Here is a 15,282-nt window from a genome sequence, read left to right as displayed (position 1 = left end):
CTTACATCACTCCATATCTGTTTTTAAGGACAACGCCTTGTTCGAGAAATAAGTGGATTCTTCATGAAGTCCAAGATCTGTTAAGTAAGCAGCTGCATCCTGACAGATGGCTTCAAGATCGACAAGAAAATTCATAGATTCTAATTGATTACAATAAGACTTGATTTGCTCTATCATGTTGTCTTGCTGAAGCATAAGTGTTTCTAAAATAGATAATTTAAGTGAAATGTTTCGTTGTTTTAAATTTTCTGCTTTTTGAAGTGAAAGCTGTACATAATAGTGGAACAAACCAGGCTTTTTCAGCTTGAATAGTGCTTTTGTGTAGGCATACATGGCCAGTAAGTAGCCGCCTGGAGAAGACGTTTCAAATGTCTCAATTAATAAAGCTTTTTCTAGGAGCGGCACAGCTTCATTGTATTCATTTCTAAGACTTTTAATAAAAGCTGCATTGCAATACGCATGACCAAGCAAATCTGGATCTTCCATTTGTTCTAGTGAATGAATCACTTTTTTAAATAATGACTCTGCCTCATCATATTTTGATTGATCAGCATAATTCAAAGCGAGCATCATTTGACAGCTGATTGATTTTTTCACATAACATGGATCTGCGTCATAAATAGATGAAGCCATTTTCAAGTGGTGTATGGAGAGGAGCGTGGATCTTATATTATAGTAAAGACACCCTGTTTTATAATAAAATTCTGCTTTTTCAATGTCATCGTGGACGAGATCTAATTTATCCTCTGCCAATTTTAAAAGGTGAAATGCGGTATCCTGATTGCCTCTGCGCATTTCATACATCCCTTTAAAGAAATAGAAATAGTAGCTGAGCATGTCATCTGTACGGATTGCATTTTCATCAACAAAAAGACTATGATCCAGCGAAGCTGTATCTTCAATGAGATCCTTAAAACGGTACTCTAGCAATTGATAGTAAAGTAAGACGTCTTGATTCTCTTCCATGCGATCAAACGCTTGAAGGATTTCTTCTTTTAGCTTGATCGCACCTTGTATTTCTCTTTTTTTCATCATGACATACCAGTCATTTAACATATTCGCTACATCAACGGACGACAAAACACCTGTTTCTTCCAATTTATATCCTCCTTTCTTCATCTATCCATCTCGTTCGATTTCCGTTCATCTGAATTCACTTTCCATATTCAGTATCTTCTTATATTTTAAGCGCTCTCTCGCAATTTGTAAAACATGTTTTTTGATGTAAATTCAACCAGTTGTGAAAGAAATAGGGATCAGGTGTCTATTTGTATGCGCTTACATATTTTTAGGTAAAAAGAGGGTTTTAGAGAAGATATATTACGATATCAATAGAGAGAAGAAGATCATTCAAGTGTCTGTTTTTGTATATTAGAAAAAACGGCGGTTATCAAGGTGATATCTCGTTTTATGTAAGATTATCTCACATTATGATTGTGAATCGCTCTTCTTTTAGAATAAAATGAGTTATTCGCAAAAAAGTAAAATTTAAAGAGACTATTGATCTAGGATTGTATGGATCTTTGGTATTGATAAAAAACATCACACACTATAGCTTTAGCATGGTATAGTATTATTGGTATTGTGAATATTTAGACAAAACTGACAATAGGGGGCGTGTTTTATGAAAAAATCGATGTTACTGATCATGGGACTCATAGTTGTGCTCGTCATGGCAGCCTGTGGATCAAAATCGGACAGCGGTTCGGGAGAAGGCAAAGACACATATAAAATTGGGATAGATGTAACATATCCGCCATTTGAATTTGAAAAGGGCGGTAAAACTGAAGGAATCGACGTTGATCTGATTAACGCCATCGCGAAAGACCAAGACTTCAAAGTGAAACTTGAAGCGATGGACTTCTCAGGCATTATTCCGGCAATGCAGGCAGGTCAGCTTGATGTAGGGATGGGCGGAATGAGCATTACAGATGAGCGTAAGAAGAAGGTAGATTTCTCAGATCCGTACTTCGACGCTGGATTGACAGTTGTTGTGAAAAAGGACAGCAGCATCAAATCAATTGATGATTTAAAGGGGAAAAAGCTAGCTGTTAAAAATGGGACGACGGGTGCAAAATTTGCATCAGATAACGCAGATAAATATGGGTATGAAGTGGTTCAATTTAATGACAGCCCATCGATGTTCCAAGAAGTTTCAAACGGAAACGCAGATGCCTTAATTGAGGATTATCCTGTCATTACGTATGCAATTGCACAGCAAGATTTAAAATTGAAAACAGTTGGAGACCGATTAAATGGAGACCAGTATGGTATCTCTGTGATGAAGGGGAAAAACCAAGACCTATTGAAAAAGATCAATAAAGGTCTAGAGAACCTAAAGAAAAATGGTGAATATGACAAAATTATTGATAAATATTTGAAGTCATAATACAAGCGAGGCGCGTTCCGAGCGCGCTTTCTTTATGATGCGCCGTATGTGAATTAGGGAGGGAGAAACATGGACACGATTATTAATGCATTCCCGTATTTAATGGACGGTTTGCAAACCACTTTATATATCTTTGTTGTTGCCATCATTTTAGGATTTATCATCGGTTTAATAGTGGCATTATTCCGTCTATCACCTTTTAAAATCTTAAATTTCATCGCACTTGTCTTTGTCAATGCCATTCGAGGCACACCATTTATCGTACAGCTATTCTTCATTTATTTTGGTTTGAATACACTTGAATTCATTTCGCTTGATCGAGTGCCGGCAGGGATTATTACAGTAGCAATTAATGCAGGGGCTTATTTCTCAGAAATTATTCGTGCAGGGATTCAGTCCATTGATAAAGGACAAACAGAAGCTGCGCGCTCTTTAGGCTTTACAGGGGGGCAAAACATGCGCTTTATCGTCCTTCCACAGGCATTCCGCCGCATGCTTCCAGCAATTACAAACCAAGCCATCATCAGCTTGAAGGATACATCTCTCTTATCTATTATCGGAATTGCCGATATTATGCAGCGAGGACAAGTACAGGCATCGGCAACATTTGATCCTTTGAATGTCTGGCTCATTGTCGGAATCATTTATTTCGTGATCATTTATTTACTTTCTCTACTGGCTAGCTACGCAGAAAGGAGATTTGATATCAAATGAGTATGATTACGGTGAAAAATTTAAAGAAATCCTTTGGCGATCACGAAGTGTTAAAGGATATTAATGCAGTCATCGAAGAAAAGGAAGTAGTGTGTGTGATTGGTCCTTCTGGATCGGGCAAAAGCACGTTTCTAAGATGTCTCAATAAATTAGAAGATATTACAGCTGGTGAAGTCGTTGTCCACGGACATACGATTACAGATCCAAAGGTGAATATCAATAAGGTACGTCAAGAAGTGGGGATGGTGTTTCAGCACTTTAATTTATTTCCTCATAAAACCGTTTTAGAAAACATCACGATCGCGCCGATGAAGGTAAAAGGCACAGACAAGAAGGTGGCAGTTGATAAAGCAATGGACCTGCTTGAAAAGGTCGGCTTAAAAGACAAAGCCAAAAGCTACCCGAACCAATTATCTGGTGGACAAAAACAGCGTGTCGCCATCGCAAGAGCCTTGGCAATGGACCCGAAAGTGTTATTATTCGATGAACCGACATCTGCTCTTGATCCTGAAGTCGTCGGGGATGTATTAGCAGTTATGAAACAATTAGCCGTCGAAGGCATGACAATGATTGTGGTCACACATGAAATGGGCTTTGCACGAGAGGTGGGAGACCGCGTGATCTTTATGGATGGTGGATATATTGTCGAAGAAGACAAACCGGAAGCTCTCTTTGGAAACCCGCAGCATGAGCGTACAAAATTATTTCTTAGTAAGGTGTTATAAAAAAAGAGTAAGAGCATATGGATGCTCTTACTCTTTTTCTTTTATGGGGCATAGCCAGCCTCATTTCCTAGGAAATATTAGCGCTGGAAGAATTCGATCCATTCTTGGTCTGGCCCTCTGAAAAAGAAGTAGCAGTATCCATTTGGCAGCGTCGTAATTTCTTCATCAATCAATTCAATTTGCAGCTTTTGAATACGATTGAATTCAGCATGAATATTGTCTGTTGTAAAGGCAAGATGGTGAACCTTTCCTTCAGATGGCAGGTCGCTGCTGTACCCTTGGATGAGCTCAATTTCCGTTTCTGCCTCATCTTTAAAGCCGAGAAATGCAAGCTCAATCACTCCGTTTGTATGAGTGATGCGATCCTTTAATTTCATGCCCACGACCTTTTCATAAAAATCAATGGACGTATCAATATTTGAAACCATAATACCTGTATGATCTAATCGTAATGTCGTCAAAAAAAGAGCCTCCTCAATGGTGTGTTGATATTTTTCTCCTCATCTTATCATAATAGAAGTAACGTATACATTCATATGATAGGATAGAGAGAGTCAATTTAGGATAAGGATGACACAAATGAAAAAAATCTCATTAAAACAAACATTTGCAGAACAAGTGAAAAAGGGATATCCACTCATTTCTAAAGATGCTGTATCGCATGTAAGCAGTGTGAAAGAAGGCGAGCTAATTGAATGGGTGGATGAGCGAGGCGCCTTTTTAGGAAAAGGATATTATGGTGTGCAAAATAAAGGGATCGGCTGGGTGCTCACCTTTGATGCCAACGAAAAAATAGACCATGCCTTTTTTGTCTCCAAGCTTGAGCAGGCAGCGAAAAGCAGAACGCATTTATTTCGTGATGCACTGACGACTGCTTTCCGTGTGTTCAACGGAGAGGGAGATGGCATAGGCGGGTTCACGATTGATCATTATGACGGTTTCTATCTCATCCAGTGGTATAGCGAAGGAGTGTATACATTCAAGGCGGAAGTATTGGCTGCACTTGAGCATGTATATCCAGACTATAAAGGCATTTATGAAAAGAAACGATTTGATACGTCGGGACAGTATATAGAAGATGATGATTTTGTAAAGGGAGAGAAAGGTGAATTCCCTCTCATCGTGAAAGAAAATGGCATGAATGTAGCGGTTTACTTAAATGATGGTGCGATGACAGGCATTTTTCTTGATCAACGTCATGTGAGAAAAGCAATTCGAGATCGTTATGCAAAAGGAAAGACCGTGCTCAATACATTTTCTTACACAGGTGCATTCTCCGTGGCAGCAGCGCTTGGCGGAGCGAGCCGGACGACAAGTGTAGATGTCGCGAACCGCAGTTTGAAAAAAACATGTGAACAGTTTGAAGTCAACGATATAGATGTGGACGGGCAGGATATTAAAGTCATGGACGTCTTTAAGTATTTTCCGTTTGCTGCGAAAAAAGGATGGACCTATGATCTTGTCATCTTAGACCCGCCTTCCTTTGCACGCACGAAAAAGCACACATTCAGTGCAGCGAAGGATTATAAGAAGCTATTAAAAGAAGCCATCCAAATCACAGCTGAGAACGGCGTCATTGTGGCATCAACGAATAGCAGTGCATTTGGTATGAAAAAATTCAAAGGATTTATTGCGCAGGCCTTTAAAGAATCAGGGCAAAGCTATCGTATTCTTGAAGAATATACCCTTCCTGAGGATTTCCGTACGACGAAGAATTATCCGGAAGGAAATTATTTAAAGGTTGTCTTCATACAAACATAAGAAAAAAGCCATTTTCCGTTAAAGGAAATGGCTTTTTTTATAAGGCGAACGACATGAGGATAGGCGCTGCACATAAAGTAATAATGGCTGAAATAATCATGGATACACTTGAGATCGTCCCTGAGACGGAGCTCATTTCAAATGCCTTCGATGTTCCTGCCCCGTGTGCACCTGTACCAAGCAGGACGCCCATGGCAATGTCATTATCAATACGGAAATAACGAATGATCATTGGACCGATGATTGACCCAAACAGTGCGGTTAAAATGACGAATACTGCCGTAACGGACGGCATCCCGCCAATCATTTCTGACACACTCATCGCTACTGGTGTTGTGACCGACCTTGGCACAAGACTTTCAATTAGGCCTGTATCCAAATGAAACAACTTCGCGATAAATGCCGTAGATAGGATCGCAATGACAGAACCGCAAGCCACATTCAAAATGATTTCCACTGCATGCTTCTTCAGAATGTGAAAATACTTATAGAGGGGAATGGCAAAAGCAACAGTCGCAGGCTGAAGCATATTCGTCAGCCATTTCCCGCCTTGATTGTATGCGTCGTAAGGAATGTTGACGATTAACAGAAAGACGACAAGGACAAGCGGTGTCACAAGTAATGGGGATACATAAACCTTCGGGTGTCGTTTATATATCGCTTTTGATCCGAGATATAAAAGAACCGTTAAGATCAGAAATAATGCGCCAATTAACATAGCTTTTTTCGCTCCTTTCTTTTCGCAATCATTTGCGTCATGATACCAGTCGAGAGCATGACGACAAAGGTACTCAGTAAGACGACAAGAACAATACTTGTACCAGATTGAGAAAGCAATGTTCCATAATCAATGACACCAACGGCTGACGGGATAAAGAATAGAAGCAGTTCTCCGAGCAGCCATACGGCACCAAGTTCAATCCATTTTAATTGAATAATTTTAAAATGAAGTAATAAGAAAATGACCAGAATGCCTAAAATCGTGCCCGGAATTCTTAAATGCAAAAAGGCCGCGAGCACATTCATCAATTTCGCAAAAACAAACAAAGCCATAATCTGAAGGACAGCAATCAGCGGCGTTTTGAGCAATTTCACTTTCTGTTCACTCCTTTTTCTATATAAATTGTTCACTGTTTCACAAAAACATGACAACGTTCCAATTGATTCGCTTACTTTAAAGTGTACAGCACGTTCAGTTATAGGTAAAATACATATATCGAATAATTATTATTCCTTTTGTCTATAGGAAGGGTGAGTCATGTGGACATTAGACATTTAACATATTTCTTAGAAGTGGCGAGGTTAAAAAGCTTCACAAAAGCATCACAATCTCTTTATGTGTCGCAGCCTACCATTTCCAAGATGGTCAAAAATCTCGAGGATGAGCTGGGGGTGCAGTTGTTTTATCGGAATGGCCGGCAGGTTGAAATGACAGATGCTGGACAAACGATGTATACCCAGGCGAGTGAAATCACACAATCATTTCAAAATTTAACGAGCGAGCTAAATGATTTAATGAATGTCAAAAAAGGGCATATTCGCATCGGGCTGCCACCGATGATTGGATCGAGTTTTTTCCCGAACGTTATGGGAGAATTTCGCCAGCAATATCCTGATGTCACCTTTCAATTAGTGGAGCACGGCTCTATTAAAGTAGAGGAAGGGGTCGAAGATGGTTCATTAGATATTGGTGTCATTGTTCTGCCTGCAAATGATAAAATCTTTCATACATACACCATTATTAAAGAGGACATGAAGCTCGTGACGCATCCATCACATCCGATGGCAGGTCGAGATAAGGTTGATTTAGCTGATTTAAAGGAAGAGTCTTTTATTTTCTTTCGAGAAGACTTTGTTCTGCATAGCCGGATATTGAATGAATGTATGAATGCGGGCTTCCGTCCCAATGTCATTTATGAAACGTCTCAATGGGATTTCATTAGTGAGATGGTAGCCGAGAACTTGGGAATTGGCCTTCTGCCTGAGCGGATCTGCCGTGATCTTGATCCAGAAAAGGTGAAAGTCATTTCCTTAAATACGTCAATCCCATGGCATTTAGGTGTCATTTGGCGAAAAGACCGCTATTTGTCGTTTGCGGCAAGAGAATGGTTAAAGCATACGAAATCCTATGTATGGGGAGCAGAGTAAAAGGGAGGACGATACGGATGAAAACAAGCAGCGCATCTCATTTATTGGAGAAGGTTCGAGCGGAAAATCCACTTGTTCATAATATCACCAATCAAGTCGTGACGAACTTTACAGCAAATGGTCTGCTTGCTTTAGGCGCTTCGCCAGTCATGGCAAATGCCAAAGAAGAAGTGGCTGAAATGGCGCAATTAGCCGATGCGCTTGTACTGAATATTGGTACGCTGACCAAGGAGACGGTGGAGGCCATGATTCTGGCTGGACAATCTGCCAATAAAAAGGGGATACCTGTTCTATTAGACCCTGTCGGCGTCGGTGCGACAGCGTTCCGAATGAAAGCGGCAAAACAGCTGTTAGAGCAAGTAAACATGACCGTTGTCAGAGGGAATGCTGCAGAAATTGCTCATTTACTTGAAGTAGATGGGTGGGAGTCAAAAGGCGTTGATGCGAAAGCAGCGAACGGAGATGTATCGGCACTAGTCAAACAAGCAGCGAGGACACTTCAAACCGTTGTGGTGATCACTGGGAAAGTTGATGTGGTGTCAGATGGAGAGGACGTGTTGTCTATTTATAATGGACATGAATGGCTCACCAAGGTGACGGGAACAGGCTGTTTACTGACGTCTGTCATCGGGGCATTTTGTGCAGCAGATGAAAGGCCGCTTCACGCGTCGGCAGCTGCTCTATTGTTTTATGGTGTCGCAGCTGAAAAGGCAGCTCAGTATACCCAGAATAAAGGGCCAGGTACGTTTCAAATGGAATTGCTCAATGCACTTACACACACAACTGGCGATGATGTGTTAACGCTGGGGAAAATAGGGGGAATGTCACATGACAAAGGCTGATCAACAGCAAATCAAACAGCAATTATCGGTTTATTTTATTATGGGAACAGCGAATACAAGCCGGCAGCCGCTTGATGTGTTGAAAGAGGCGATTCAAGGCGGAATCACCATGTTTCAATTTCGAGAAAAGGGTGAGGGAGCCTTGCAAGGAGAAGAGAAGAAACAATTGGCTCGCCAACTTCAAGTACTCTGCCAAGAAGCGGATGTTCCTTTTATTGTAAATGATGATGTGCAGCTAGCGATAGATCTTGATGCAGATGGCGTTCATGTTGGACAGGAAGATACAAATGCAGAAGACGTCAGACAAAAAATCGGGAATAAAATATTAGGTGTGTCTACGCATAACCTAGATGAAGTGAAACAAGCCATGAAGGACGGTGCAGATTATGTAGGCATGGGTCCAGTTTATCCAACAGAAACGAAAAAGGATACACGTAGTGTCCAAGGAGTATCACTGATCACTGAAGTACGTCATCATGGTCTTCATATTCCGATTGTTGGCATCGGGGGTATCACATACGGCAATGCAGCACCAGTCATACAAGCAGGGGCAGATGGTATCAGCATCATCAGCGCCATTAGCCAGAGCGCTGATCCTAAAAAAGCAGCAGAAGAATTGGAAGCACTTGTTGATTTAGAAAAGAGTTAGAGAAAATATTTTTTAGATGGAATGAGATAATAAAAAATGAATAAAACAATATGAAGCTTTTTTTAAAATATTCAAATAATGAGAAAGCTTAAAATCACCTTAAAAAAATAGGTTAATTAACCCTCTTTTTCTATAATGTGCTATGATTTGGAAGATTTAAATATTTAGGAGGGTTATTTTGAAGAATTTATTTGTTGTTTTGACTATTTTGTTGTTTTCTATTTCTTCACTTTTCGTAGGGGGAAATTATACTAAGGCAGAAGTACAGAAAGAAGATAAACTAACAGTGAGTAAAGCTAATGAAATAGCTAAAAAATATGGTTTCGATATTGCTACTGATGCTAAAAAAAATCCGGAGAATTCACTAGATTTTAATTCTGTTGAAGAGTTTGAGAAATTCCTTAAAGAAGAAAACGCTAAAGCGTCAAATGGGGATCTCGAAAATGATGAAACTGATCAAGGTGTTATTGGGAATACTGTAAAGGCTTTAGCCGCTAAAAAAGCTAAAGCAAAAAAATCTACAAAAACGTATAGCTTTAAGGAACATAATGGAGTTGGATATATTGCTTCTTATGCACGTGTAACAAGAGTTGGTAGCAAAGTAAGTGGTGTAAAAGTATGGAGTGAGCAAGTCGGTCTCATGCTTGCTATTACTTGGACAGAAAAGTCCACATGGCATAAGTTAAACGCTAAAAAAACTGGTGGTAAGGCCTATGTACGAGGAACAAAGTTGTATGGTATGAATGTTGTTGGTCAATCAGTTGGTTATTCTAAAGTAGTCACTTTTACTGTTAAATTTTAAGTTGAGAATAATGTAAGTTGTGTGTGTCTAAAATGTTCACAATTTATAACATGTAAAAAGCGTTTAGATTTCTGATGTGGAAAATTTGAATTAGCGAAGTTTAAAAAAGCCGGCTCATCAGCCGGCTTTTTCTTAGGTGTGTCTACGCATAACCTAGATGAAGTGAAACAAGCCATGAAGGACGGTGCAGATTATGTAGGCATGGGTCCAGTTTATCCAACAGAAACGAAAAAGGATACACGCAGTGTCCAAGGAGTATCATTGATCACTAAAGTACGTCATCATGGTCTTCATATTCCGATTGTTGGCATTGGGGGTATCACATATGGCAATGCAGCACCAGTCATACAAGCAGGGGCAGATGGTATCAGCATCATCAGTGCCATTAGCCAGAGTGCTGACCCTAAGAAAGCAGCAGAAGAATTGAAAGCACTTGTTGCATCAGAAAAAGCATCTTTTTAATTTGTAGGGGACATGGATTGATTCAATTCATGTCTTTTCTGATTTCGGTGAAAATAGACAGGTGAGAAACAATTGTGTACAATCAAATTGTTCGATTTTTATCGAAATGACAGGTAAATAAAGGAGAATGAACAATGGAAGTGCTCGATACGTATTTTCGCCGCTACGATGAAGCTGGAAAAGGGCAGGAGCAAATGGATGAATTGCTCGCATTGTTTTCTGACGATGTCATGATTGTCTTAAATGGTGCAGAGAAGCCTGGTATCCAAGCGTTTACACAGTTTTTAAACACATTTTTCCACGTGCATGAAGACATCAAGCATATGTGGGATGGATGGAAAAAAAGAGAAGATGGCAAGTATGAAACCAACTGGGCCGTTTGTGGAAAACTTTCGGATGGTCGTGTGTATACAGCAGAAGGAATTGATATTGCAGAACTAGACGACAAAGGAAAGATCGTTTATTTAGAAAACGTTCCGAAAAATCCAGAGTTATTTCAGCGCTATTAAAAAGCCGGCTCATCAGCCGGCTTCTTTTATTTGTCTAAAGAATAAGCCTCGATGGCTTCTTTCGCCGAAGTTTCTTTATCAAAAATAAGGTGGCGGCTGTACACCTCACTTAAATGCAGCGATTCTTGTTCTAAGTGATCTACAAGCTCAAAGACATCTAATATGGCTGCTAATTTTATGGTCGTTTGTCCACCTTCAGCATTATCAAAGGTTTCTTCTGGAAAGCTTTTTTGGACGATATCTTTTACTTTACGATGGTTTTTGGCTCGCACCAAAATGATTCGTTCTTCAAATATTTTATTGGGCATATTGCTTGGTGATGAGATGGATTCAAATAATAACTTGGCAGAATATATCTGAAGCATAAGTAATGTCACTTCTTTCTTGCAGCTTATCATTGTACAAATATGAGTGTCTCAACGTGTAAAATGATTTCCAGTATGTGTATAAAATGATAACATATGAATGACGTAGTGTAGGAGAAATAGATCAATAATGGGGGGATAGGCATGAAGAAAGTGATTGATAATAGAGGAGAAACGCATGAAATTTTGTTGATCATCGTCACCTTATGCTCTCTTATTACGTGTAGAAAATTTGCCAGGTTAGAAAAGTATAAAAATAAATTGAAGGGTCAATTTATACCTTACTAAGGAAAAGAAGAACACAAAAAAGCCGGCTCCAGCGTGTAGACAAACCCTCGCATTCGGTGTCAGTCCTGCGTGCTGGTGCTCACGAATGTCAAATTCGCTCCGCGCCAGTACTCGTCCTTCCTAGGGCTGCAAAGGTTTTCTTCACGCTGAAAAGAAGACAAAGGGCTAAAATCAAGATCATTTTTAGCCCTTTGTCAACAATCTGAGGCCGGCATTTCCTTATGAATCAGTGTCCATATGCATTCCTGTATGTGCCTTTACTTGAATTTCCGTAAAGGTGTCTTCATCAGCTTTTTCAGAGGAGAAGATCGTGCCTAAGTAAGCGGCAAGGAATCCGAGCGGGATCGAGATAATTCCAGGGTTCGACAGCGGGATGAGCGGGTCTCCTGTAAAGATGGCTGCTCCCGATGGGTCCCAGACGCTTGGGCTGAGCGAGACGATAATCAGTGCGCTCAAAAGTCCAACTAAGCTCCCTGCAATGGCACCCGTAGAATTAAATCGTTTCCAAAAGACAGTGAAGATAATCAATGGTAAATTTGCACTTGCTGCCACTGCGAAAGCAAGTGACACAAGGAAAGCAACGTTTAACGATTGGGCAAATAATGCGAGAATGATAGAAAGAATGGCCACGCCGATGGAAGCAAAGCGTGCCGCCTTCACCTGTTCCCGTTCGCTCGCTTTCCCTTTGCGGATGATCTGACTATAAAAGTCATGCGCAAAGGCAGACGCAGCAGATAGGACGAGACCAGTTACGACCGCCAAAATGGTCGCAAAGGCAATAGCGGAAACAAAGGCAAATAACAAATCTCCTCCAAGGGCTTGAGCGAGTAGAGGGGCGGCCATATTTCCTGCTGCATCTGCTGCGGTGATCGCGTCTGTTCCAACAAAGGCAGCAGCACCGAAGCCAAGGAATACCGTCATTAAATAGAAAATACCGATGATCCACGTAGCGGATAGAACCGATTTACGCGCAGAAATGGCATCCTTCACCGTATAAAACCGGATCAAAATGTGCGGCAAACCTGCTGTCCCAAGCACTAGAGCAAGGTTCAAAGACAAGGTCTCTAAAGGCACATCATATTTATTTCCCGGGTGAAGAAATGCCCCACCGAGCGGGGTCGCTGTTTTCATCTCTTCAAACATCTTCAGCAGACTAAAATCAAACTTTGCAAACACAAGCAGAGAAATAATTAACGTCCCGAGCATGAGAAGCACAGCCTTTGTGATCTGTACCCAGCTGGTCGCAATCATGCCGCCAAACACGACATAAATGGTCATCAAGACACCTACGATCAGCACCGCGATCCAGTAATCAATGCCAAGAAGCAGCTTGATTAATGCACCTGCCCCAACAAGCTGTGCAATCATATAAAAAGTAGAGACTGTGATTGTGTTAAACGCGGCTACCCCTCGAATGGCAGGACGCTTAAATCGTGCAGCAATCATATCGGCCATCGTATATTTTCCTAGATTTCGAAGCGGTTCGGCCACAACGTAAAGAACGACAAGATACGCCACTAGAAAGCCAATGCTATAGAAAAAGCCGTCAAATCCATTTAAAGCGATCATTCCAGCGATCCCTAAAAATGAAGCGGCAGACATATAGTCCCCGGCGATGGCAAGGCCGTTCTGAAACCCAGTCAGACCTCCGCCTGCTGTGTAAAAATCGCTCGCATTGCTCGTTTTTTTCGCAGCAAAATATGTGATGACCAATGTGAGCCCTACGATCGCAATGAATAAAATAAAAGCGGTCATGCTCATTCGTCATCACCTCTTGAATCAATTTTTAAAGCGCTTACATATTTGTCAAACTGAGCAGCTTTCCTTGCATAAAGTCCACATAAAACCCAGGTCATCACAAATTGTGTGAGGGCGAATAACCAAGCCCATGAGATCGCGCCAATTGCCGGCGTGTTCAAAAAGGTGAAGTAGGATGTAGCAACCGGAAGTGAAAAGTAATAGAGAAAAAAGAAAATCGTCATCGGTACGATAAATCTGCGTTTTTCCTCAAGAAGTTTTCGAAAATCCTCTGAAGCGGCAACCTTCTTATAATGAACTTTTTTGTCTGCCATTGTTTCCTCCTTTGTACGAATTAGGGACAAGGTACTCCAATGCATAAGAGACGATCTGGCTGTTTATGACAGTATATCATAAAAAAGGCACCCGAAAAGGGTGCTTTCTATCGATAATTTGCAAGAAATGTTTGTCTCGCTTTTTCATACGCTTCCGCATCAAAATGATCTCCGCATTTGTGGATGCACCAAGGCTCTTCTTGCCTCACAATGCCAACCTCATAGCCCTGTTGCATGAATTCAAAGGATTGCGAAACATCATAAAAATGAAAGCCATCAAAGAGATCCTCACGCCACTTCACATCATACTGCGTCGCCATGAAAAGACCATCAATCGCCGAAGCGTTCATATAATCTTGCGCTTCTGCCTGTTGACGACCACTTTCAAATGAAAGCAGCTGATAGGTGTCGTGACGATATTCAATGACTTTTCCCCTGCAATCAGAACTTTCCCACCAGATCCCATTGTCAGGCACGCTTTCTGCACCTATGACCCCAACCATCCCAAGGGATGGATGCTGTAAAAAAAGCGGGATCAACTCAAGAAGCATATGCTGTTTGACAATCAATGTATCTTGATGAAGATAAATTTTAAACTGAGCTGGATGAGTGATGGCTTCATTATAGGCAGAGGTCATACTAGATGCATGTCTAATCGGCAAAACCTCCACATGATATCCATGGGGAGCGGGAAGTGAAGCGAGCTGCCGAAAGCAAGCCTGAAACATAGACTCATCATTTACACATAAAACAAACAGGATGGTGGGGTTACTCATGAAGCTGAACCGCCTCAACCACATATTGATAGGCGGTAGCGGCCTCATGAAAATCTGAACGAATGCCATGCTTCATGAGTAATTCATGTAAATCATTCATCACGCTCTCGTAGGAAGGGTGCTGTACGCGAATGGTTTCGAGTTCGCGAATACGAAAGCCTGCTGAATGAAAGAGTGCATGAATTTCATGAAGAGTGAAGAAACGTAAATGAGTTTGATCCATTAATCCTGCATCTGTATAAGTGAATCTGCCGGCTAATAATTCTAAAACGGTTGATATGTGACCGATATTCGGAATGGATGACAAGATGGCTCCTTCTTTTTTAAGGAAGGGTTTGACCTTCTTTAAAACGGCCCACGGGTCCAATAAATGTTCAAGGACATCTCCGAATATGATGCAGTCAAATTGTTCCTGTTCGTAAGGGAGCGTCATCTGTTCAATATTTCCGCATAGCACATGATCTAGCTCCTGCTCAGCCTCTTTTGCTGCATCCTCAAACGATTCAATTCCATAAATGGTCCGGTCCTTTTGTTTCAGGACTTTTCCAAGCTTGCCTGTGCCGCATCCGATATCCAATAAAGACGTCCATTCCGCGCGGATACGGCTGACAATGACCGGGTTCACGCCATGATAATACTGATCCTTTTTTTGGTGATAATAGGAAAGGGAATCTGAACTCACGCTCTACCCACCTCTCTGCTTTCTCAATGCTTTCATGCTTAATATATGGGTGGGGAGCTTGGTTTTATAACGAGAGAAGGACAATTTTCATGAATAGT

At 41.0% G+C, this 15,282-nt stretch carries 18 protein-coding genes and 1 pseudogene; 10 read left to right on the top strand and 9 right to left on the bottom strand.

All coding sequences use genetic code 11. The features are described from left to right. Positions 1-6 precede the first annotated feature (6 nt). Complete coding sequence (locus tag MHH68_RS17500; protein ID WP_339164429.1) at positions 7-1,098, bottom strand: Rap family tetratricopeptide repeat protein; 1,092 nt, start codon at positions 1,096-1,098, stop codon at positions 7-9. Between the two features lie 526 nt (positions 1,099-1,624). Here MHH68_RS17500 and MHH68_RS17495 point away from each other — a divergent pair. The 3 genes from MHH68_RS17495 (at position 1,625) to MHH68_RS17485 (ending at position 3,828) form a co-directional block, all read left to right on the top strand. Then, complete coding sequence (locus tag MHH68_RS17495) at positions 1,625-2,389, top strand: transporter substrate-binding domain-containing protein (RefSeq protein WP_058013371.1); 765 nt, start codon at positions 1,625-1,627, stop codon at positions 2,387-2,389. A 69-nt stretch (positions 2,390-2,458) separates the two neighbouring features. Further along, positions 2,459-3,103 (top strand): amino acid ABC transporter permease, encoded by a 645-nt coding sequence (locus MHH68_RS17490; protein ID WP_003215015.1) that lies wholly within the window; start codon positions 2,459-2,461, stop codon positions 3,101-3,103. Then, on the top strand, positions 3,100-3,828 hold the full coding sequence (locus MHH68_RS17485) for an amino acid ABC transporter ATP-binding protein (protein WP_339164428.1): 729 nt from the start codon (positions 3,100-3,102) through the stop codon (positions 3,826-3,828). The genes MHH68_RS17490 and MHH68_RS17485 overlap by 4 nt, the downstream gene beginning before the upstream one ends. Positions 3,829-3,905: 77 nt before the next feature. Here MHH68_RS17485 and MHH68_RS17480 read toward each other — a convergent pair whose 3' ends face one another. Then, complete coding sequence (locus tag MHH68_RS17480; protein WP_012011694.1) at positions 3,906-4,289, bottom strand: VOC family protein; 384 nt, start codon at positions 4,287-4,289, stop codon at positions 3,906-3,908. Positions 4,290-4,407: 118 nt separating this feature from the next. On the opposite strand from MHH68_RS17480, the gene MHH68_RS17475 reads away from it, so the two are divergent. After that, positions 4,408-5,589, top strand: coding sequence for a class I SAM-dependent rRNA methyltransferase (locus MHH68_RS17475; RefSeq protein ID WP_339164427.1), 1,182 nt, complete (start codon positions 4,408-4,410; stop codon positions 5,587-5,589). A gap of 37 nt (positions 5,590-5,626) precedes the next feature. On the opposite strand, the gene MHH68_RS17470 is transcribed toward MHH68_RS17475, so the two are convergent. Continuing rightward, a complete protein-coding gene (locus tag MHH68_RS17470) occupies positions 5,627-6,307 on the bottom strand; it encodes a CidB/LrgB family autolysis modulator (RefSeq protein WP_144461526.1) in 681 nt (226 codons plus the stop codon). Next, positions 6,301-6,684 (bottom strand): CidA/LrgA family holin-like protein, encoded by a 384-nt coding sequence (locus MHH68_RS17465; protein WP_012011691.1) that lies wholly within the window; start codon positions 6,682-6,684, stop codon positions 6,301-6,303. The genes MHH68_RS17470 and MHH68_RS17465 overlap by 7 nt, the downstream gene beginning before the upstream one ends. Positions 6,685-6,849: 165 nt before the next feature. Here MHH68_RS17465 and MHH68_RS17460 point away from each other — a divergent pair, with 165 nt between their 5' ends. The 6 genes and pseudogenes from MHH68_RS17460 to MHH68_RS17435 all read left to right on the top strand — a co-directional run bounded on the left by MHH68_RS17460 (position 6,850) and on the right by MHH68_RS17435 (position 11,001). Beyond that, positions 6,850-7,737, top strand: a complete 888-nt coding sequence (locus MHH68_RS17460; RefSeq protein ID WP_003214744.1) for a LysR family transcriptional regulator — start codon at positions 6,850-6,852, stop codon at positions 7,735-7,737. Between the two features lie 17 nt (positions 7,738-7,754). Then, positions 7,755-8,579: a hydroxyethylthiazole kinase gene (thiM, locus tag MHH68_RS17455; protein WP_339164424.1), complete on the top strand. Its 825-nt coding sequence runs from the start codon at positions 7,755-7,757 to the stop codon at positions 8,577-8,579. Then, positions 8,566-9,228: a thiamine phosphate synthase gene (gene thiE, locus MHH68_RS17450; protein WP_339164422.1), complete on the top strand. Its 663-nt coding sequence runs from the start codon at positions 8,566-8,568 to the stop codon at positions 9,226-9,228. Before thiM ends, thiE begins: the two co-directional genes overlap by 14 nt. Before the next feature lie 178 nt (positions 9,229-9,406). Further along, positions 9,407-10,030 (top strand): hypothetical protein, encoded by a 624-nt coding sequence (locus tag MHH68_RS17445; RefSeq protein WP_180309874.1) that lies wholly within the window; start codon positions 9,407-9,409, stop codon positions 10,028-10,030. Between the two features lie 132 nt (positions 10,031-10,162). After that, a pseudogene (locus MHH68_RS17440) lies at positions 10,163-10,492 on the top strand (thiamine phosphate synthase); the annotation flags it as partial. Positions 10,493-10,626: 134 nt separating this feature from the next. Beyond that, on the top strand, positions 10,627-11,001 hold the full coding sequence (locus MHH68_RS17435; RefSeq protein ID WP_060597556.1) for a nuclear transport factor 2 family protein: 375 nt from the start codon (positions 10,627-10,629) through the stop codon (positions 10,999-11,001). Between the two features lie 26 nt (positions 11,002-11,027). Here the strand turns inward: MHH68_RS17435 and MHH68_RS17430 are convergent, their stop codons facing one another. The 5 genes from MHH68_RS17430 to MHH68_RS17410 form a co-directional block, all read right to left on the bottom strand. Further along, positions 11,028-11,366 (bottom strand): DUF4288 domain-containing protein, encoded by a 339-nt coding sequence (locus tag MHH68_RS17430; RefSeq protein ID WP_339164421.1) that lies wholly within the window; start codon positions 11,364-11,366, stop codon positions 11,028-11,030. Positions 11,367-11,873: 507 nt separating this feature from the next. Then, entirely contained in the window at positions 11,874-13,415 is a 1,542-nt protein-coding gene (locus MHH68_RS17425; RefSeq protein ID WP_058013379.1) for a cation acetate symporter, read from the bottom strand. After that, the gene (locus MHH68_RS17420; RefSeq protein WP_339164418.1) at positions 13,412-13,726 is read right to left on the bottom strand and encodes a DUF485 domain-containing protein; all 315 of its coding nucleotides are present in this window, start codon (positions 13,724-13,726) and stop codon (positions 13,412-13,414) included. The genes MHH68_RS17425 and MHH68_RS17420 overlap by 4 nt, the downstream gene beginning before the upstream one ends. Positions 13,727-13,833: 107 nt before the next feature. Beyond that, positions 13,834-14,502, bottom strand: coding sequence for a glycosyltransferase family protein (locus MHH68_RS17415; protein WP_339164416.1), 669 nt, complete (start codon positions 14,500-14,502; stop codon positions 13,834-13,836). Further along, positions 14,495-15,184, bottom strand: a complete 690-nt coding sequence (locus MHH68_RS17410) for a class I SAM-dependent methyltransferase (RefSeq protein WP_144461534.1) — start codon at positions 15,182-15,184, stop codon at positions 14,495-14,497. Before MHH68_RS17410 ends, MHH68_RS17415 begins: the two co-directional genes overlap by 8 nt. Positions 15,185-15,282: the final 98 nt, after the last annotated feature.

Origin of the sequence: Bacillus sp. FSL K6-2841, from assembly GCF_037976435.1 — a bacterium.
Lineage (GTDB): Bacteria > Bacillota > Bacilli > Bacillales > Bacillaceae > Bacillus > Bacillus pumilus.
The sequence above is the reverse complement of the archived record's forward strand: the minus strand, read 5'-3'. Positions and strand labels throughout refer to the sequence as shown.

Bases quoted from the DNA above. Each gene is read 5' to 3' on its own strand.
- MHH68_RS17495 (WP_058013371.1), top strand. From the start codon at position 1,625: ATGAAAAAATCGATGTTACTGATCATGGGACTCATAGTTGTGCTCGTC.
- MHH68_RS17490 (WP_003215015.1), top strand. From the start codon at position 2,459: ATGGACACGATTATTAATGCATTCCCGTATTTAATGGACGGTTTGCAA.
- MHH68_RS17485 (WP_339164428.1), top strand. From the start codon at position 3,100: ATGAGTATGATTACGGTGAAAAATTTAAAGAAATCCTTTGGCGATCAC.
- MHH68_RS17475 (WP_339164427.1), top strand. From the start codon at position 4,408: ATGAAAAAAATCTCATTAAAACAAACATTTGCAGAACAAGTGAAAAAG.
- MHH68_RS17470 (WP_144461526.1), bottom strand. From the start codon at position 6,307: ATGTTAATTGGCGCATTATTTCTGATCTTAACGGTTCTTTTATATCTC.
- thiM (WP_339164424.1), top strand. From the start codon at position 7,755: ATGAAAACAAGCAGCGCATCTCATTTATTGGAGAAGGTTCGAGCGGAA.
- thiE (WP_339164422.1), top strand. From the start codon at position 8,566: ATGACAAAGGCTGATCAACAGCAAATCAAACAGCAATTATCGGTTTAT.
- MHH68_RS17435 (WP_060597556.1), top strand. From the start codon at position 10,627: ATGGAAGTGCTCGATACGTATTTTCGCCGCTACGATGAAGCTGGAAAA.
- MHH68_RS17430 (WP_339164421.1), bottom strand. From the start codon at position 11,366: ATGCTTCAGATATATTCTGCCAAGTTATTATTTGAATCCATCTCATCA.
- MHH68_RS17425 (WP_058013379.1), bottom strand. From the start codon at position 13,415: ATGAGCATGACCGCTTTTATTTTATTCATTGCGATCGTAGGGCTCACA.
- MHH68_RS17420 (WP_339164418.1), bottom strand. From the start codon at position 13,726: ATGGCAGACAAAAAAGTTCATTATAAGAAGGTTGCCGCTTCAGAGGAT.
- MHH68_RS17415 (WP_339164416.1), bottom strand. From the start codon at position 14,502: ATGAGTAACCCCACCATCCTGTTTGTTTTATGTGTAAATGATGAGTCT.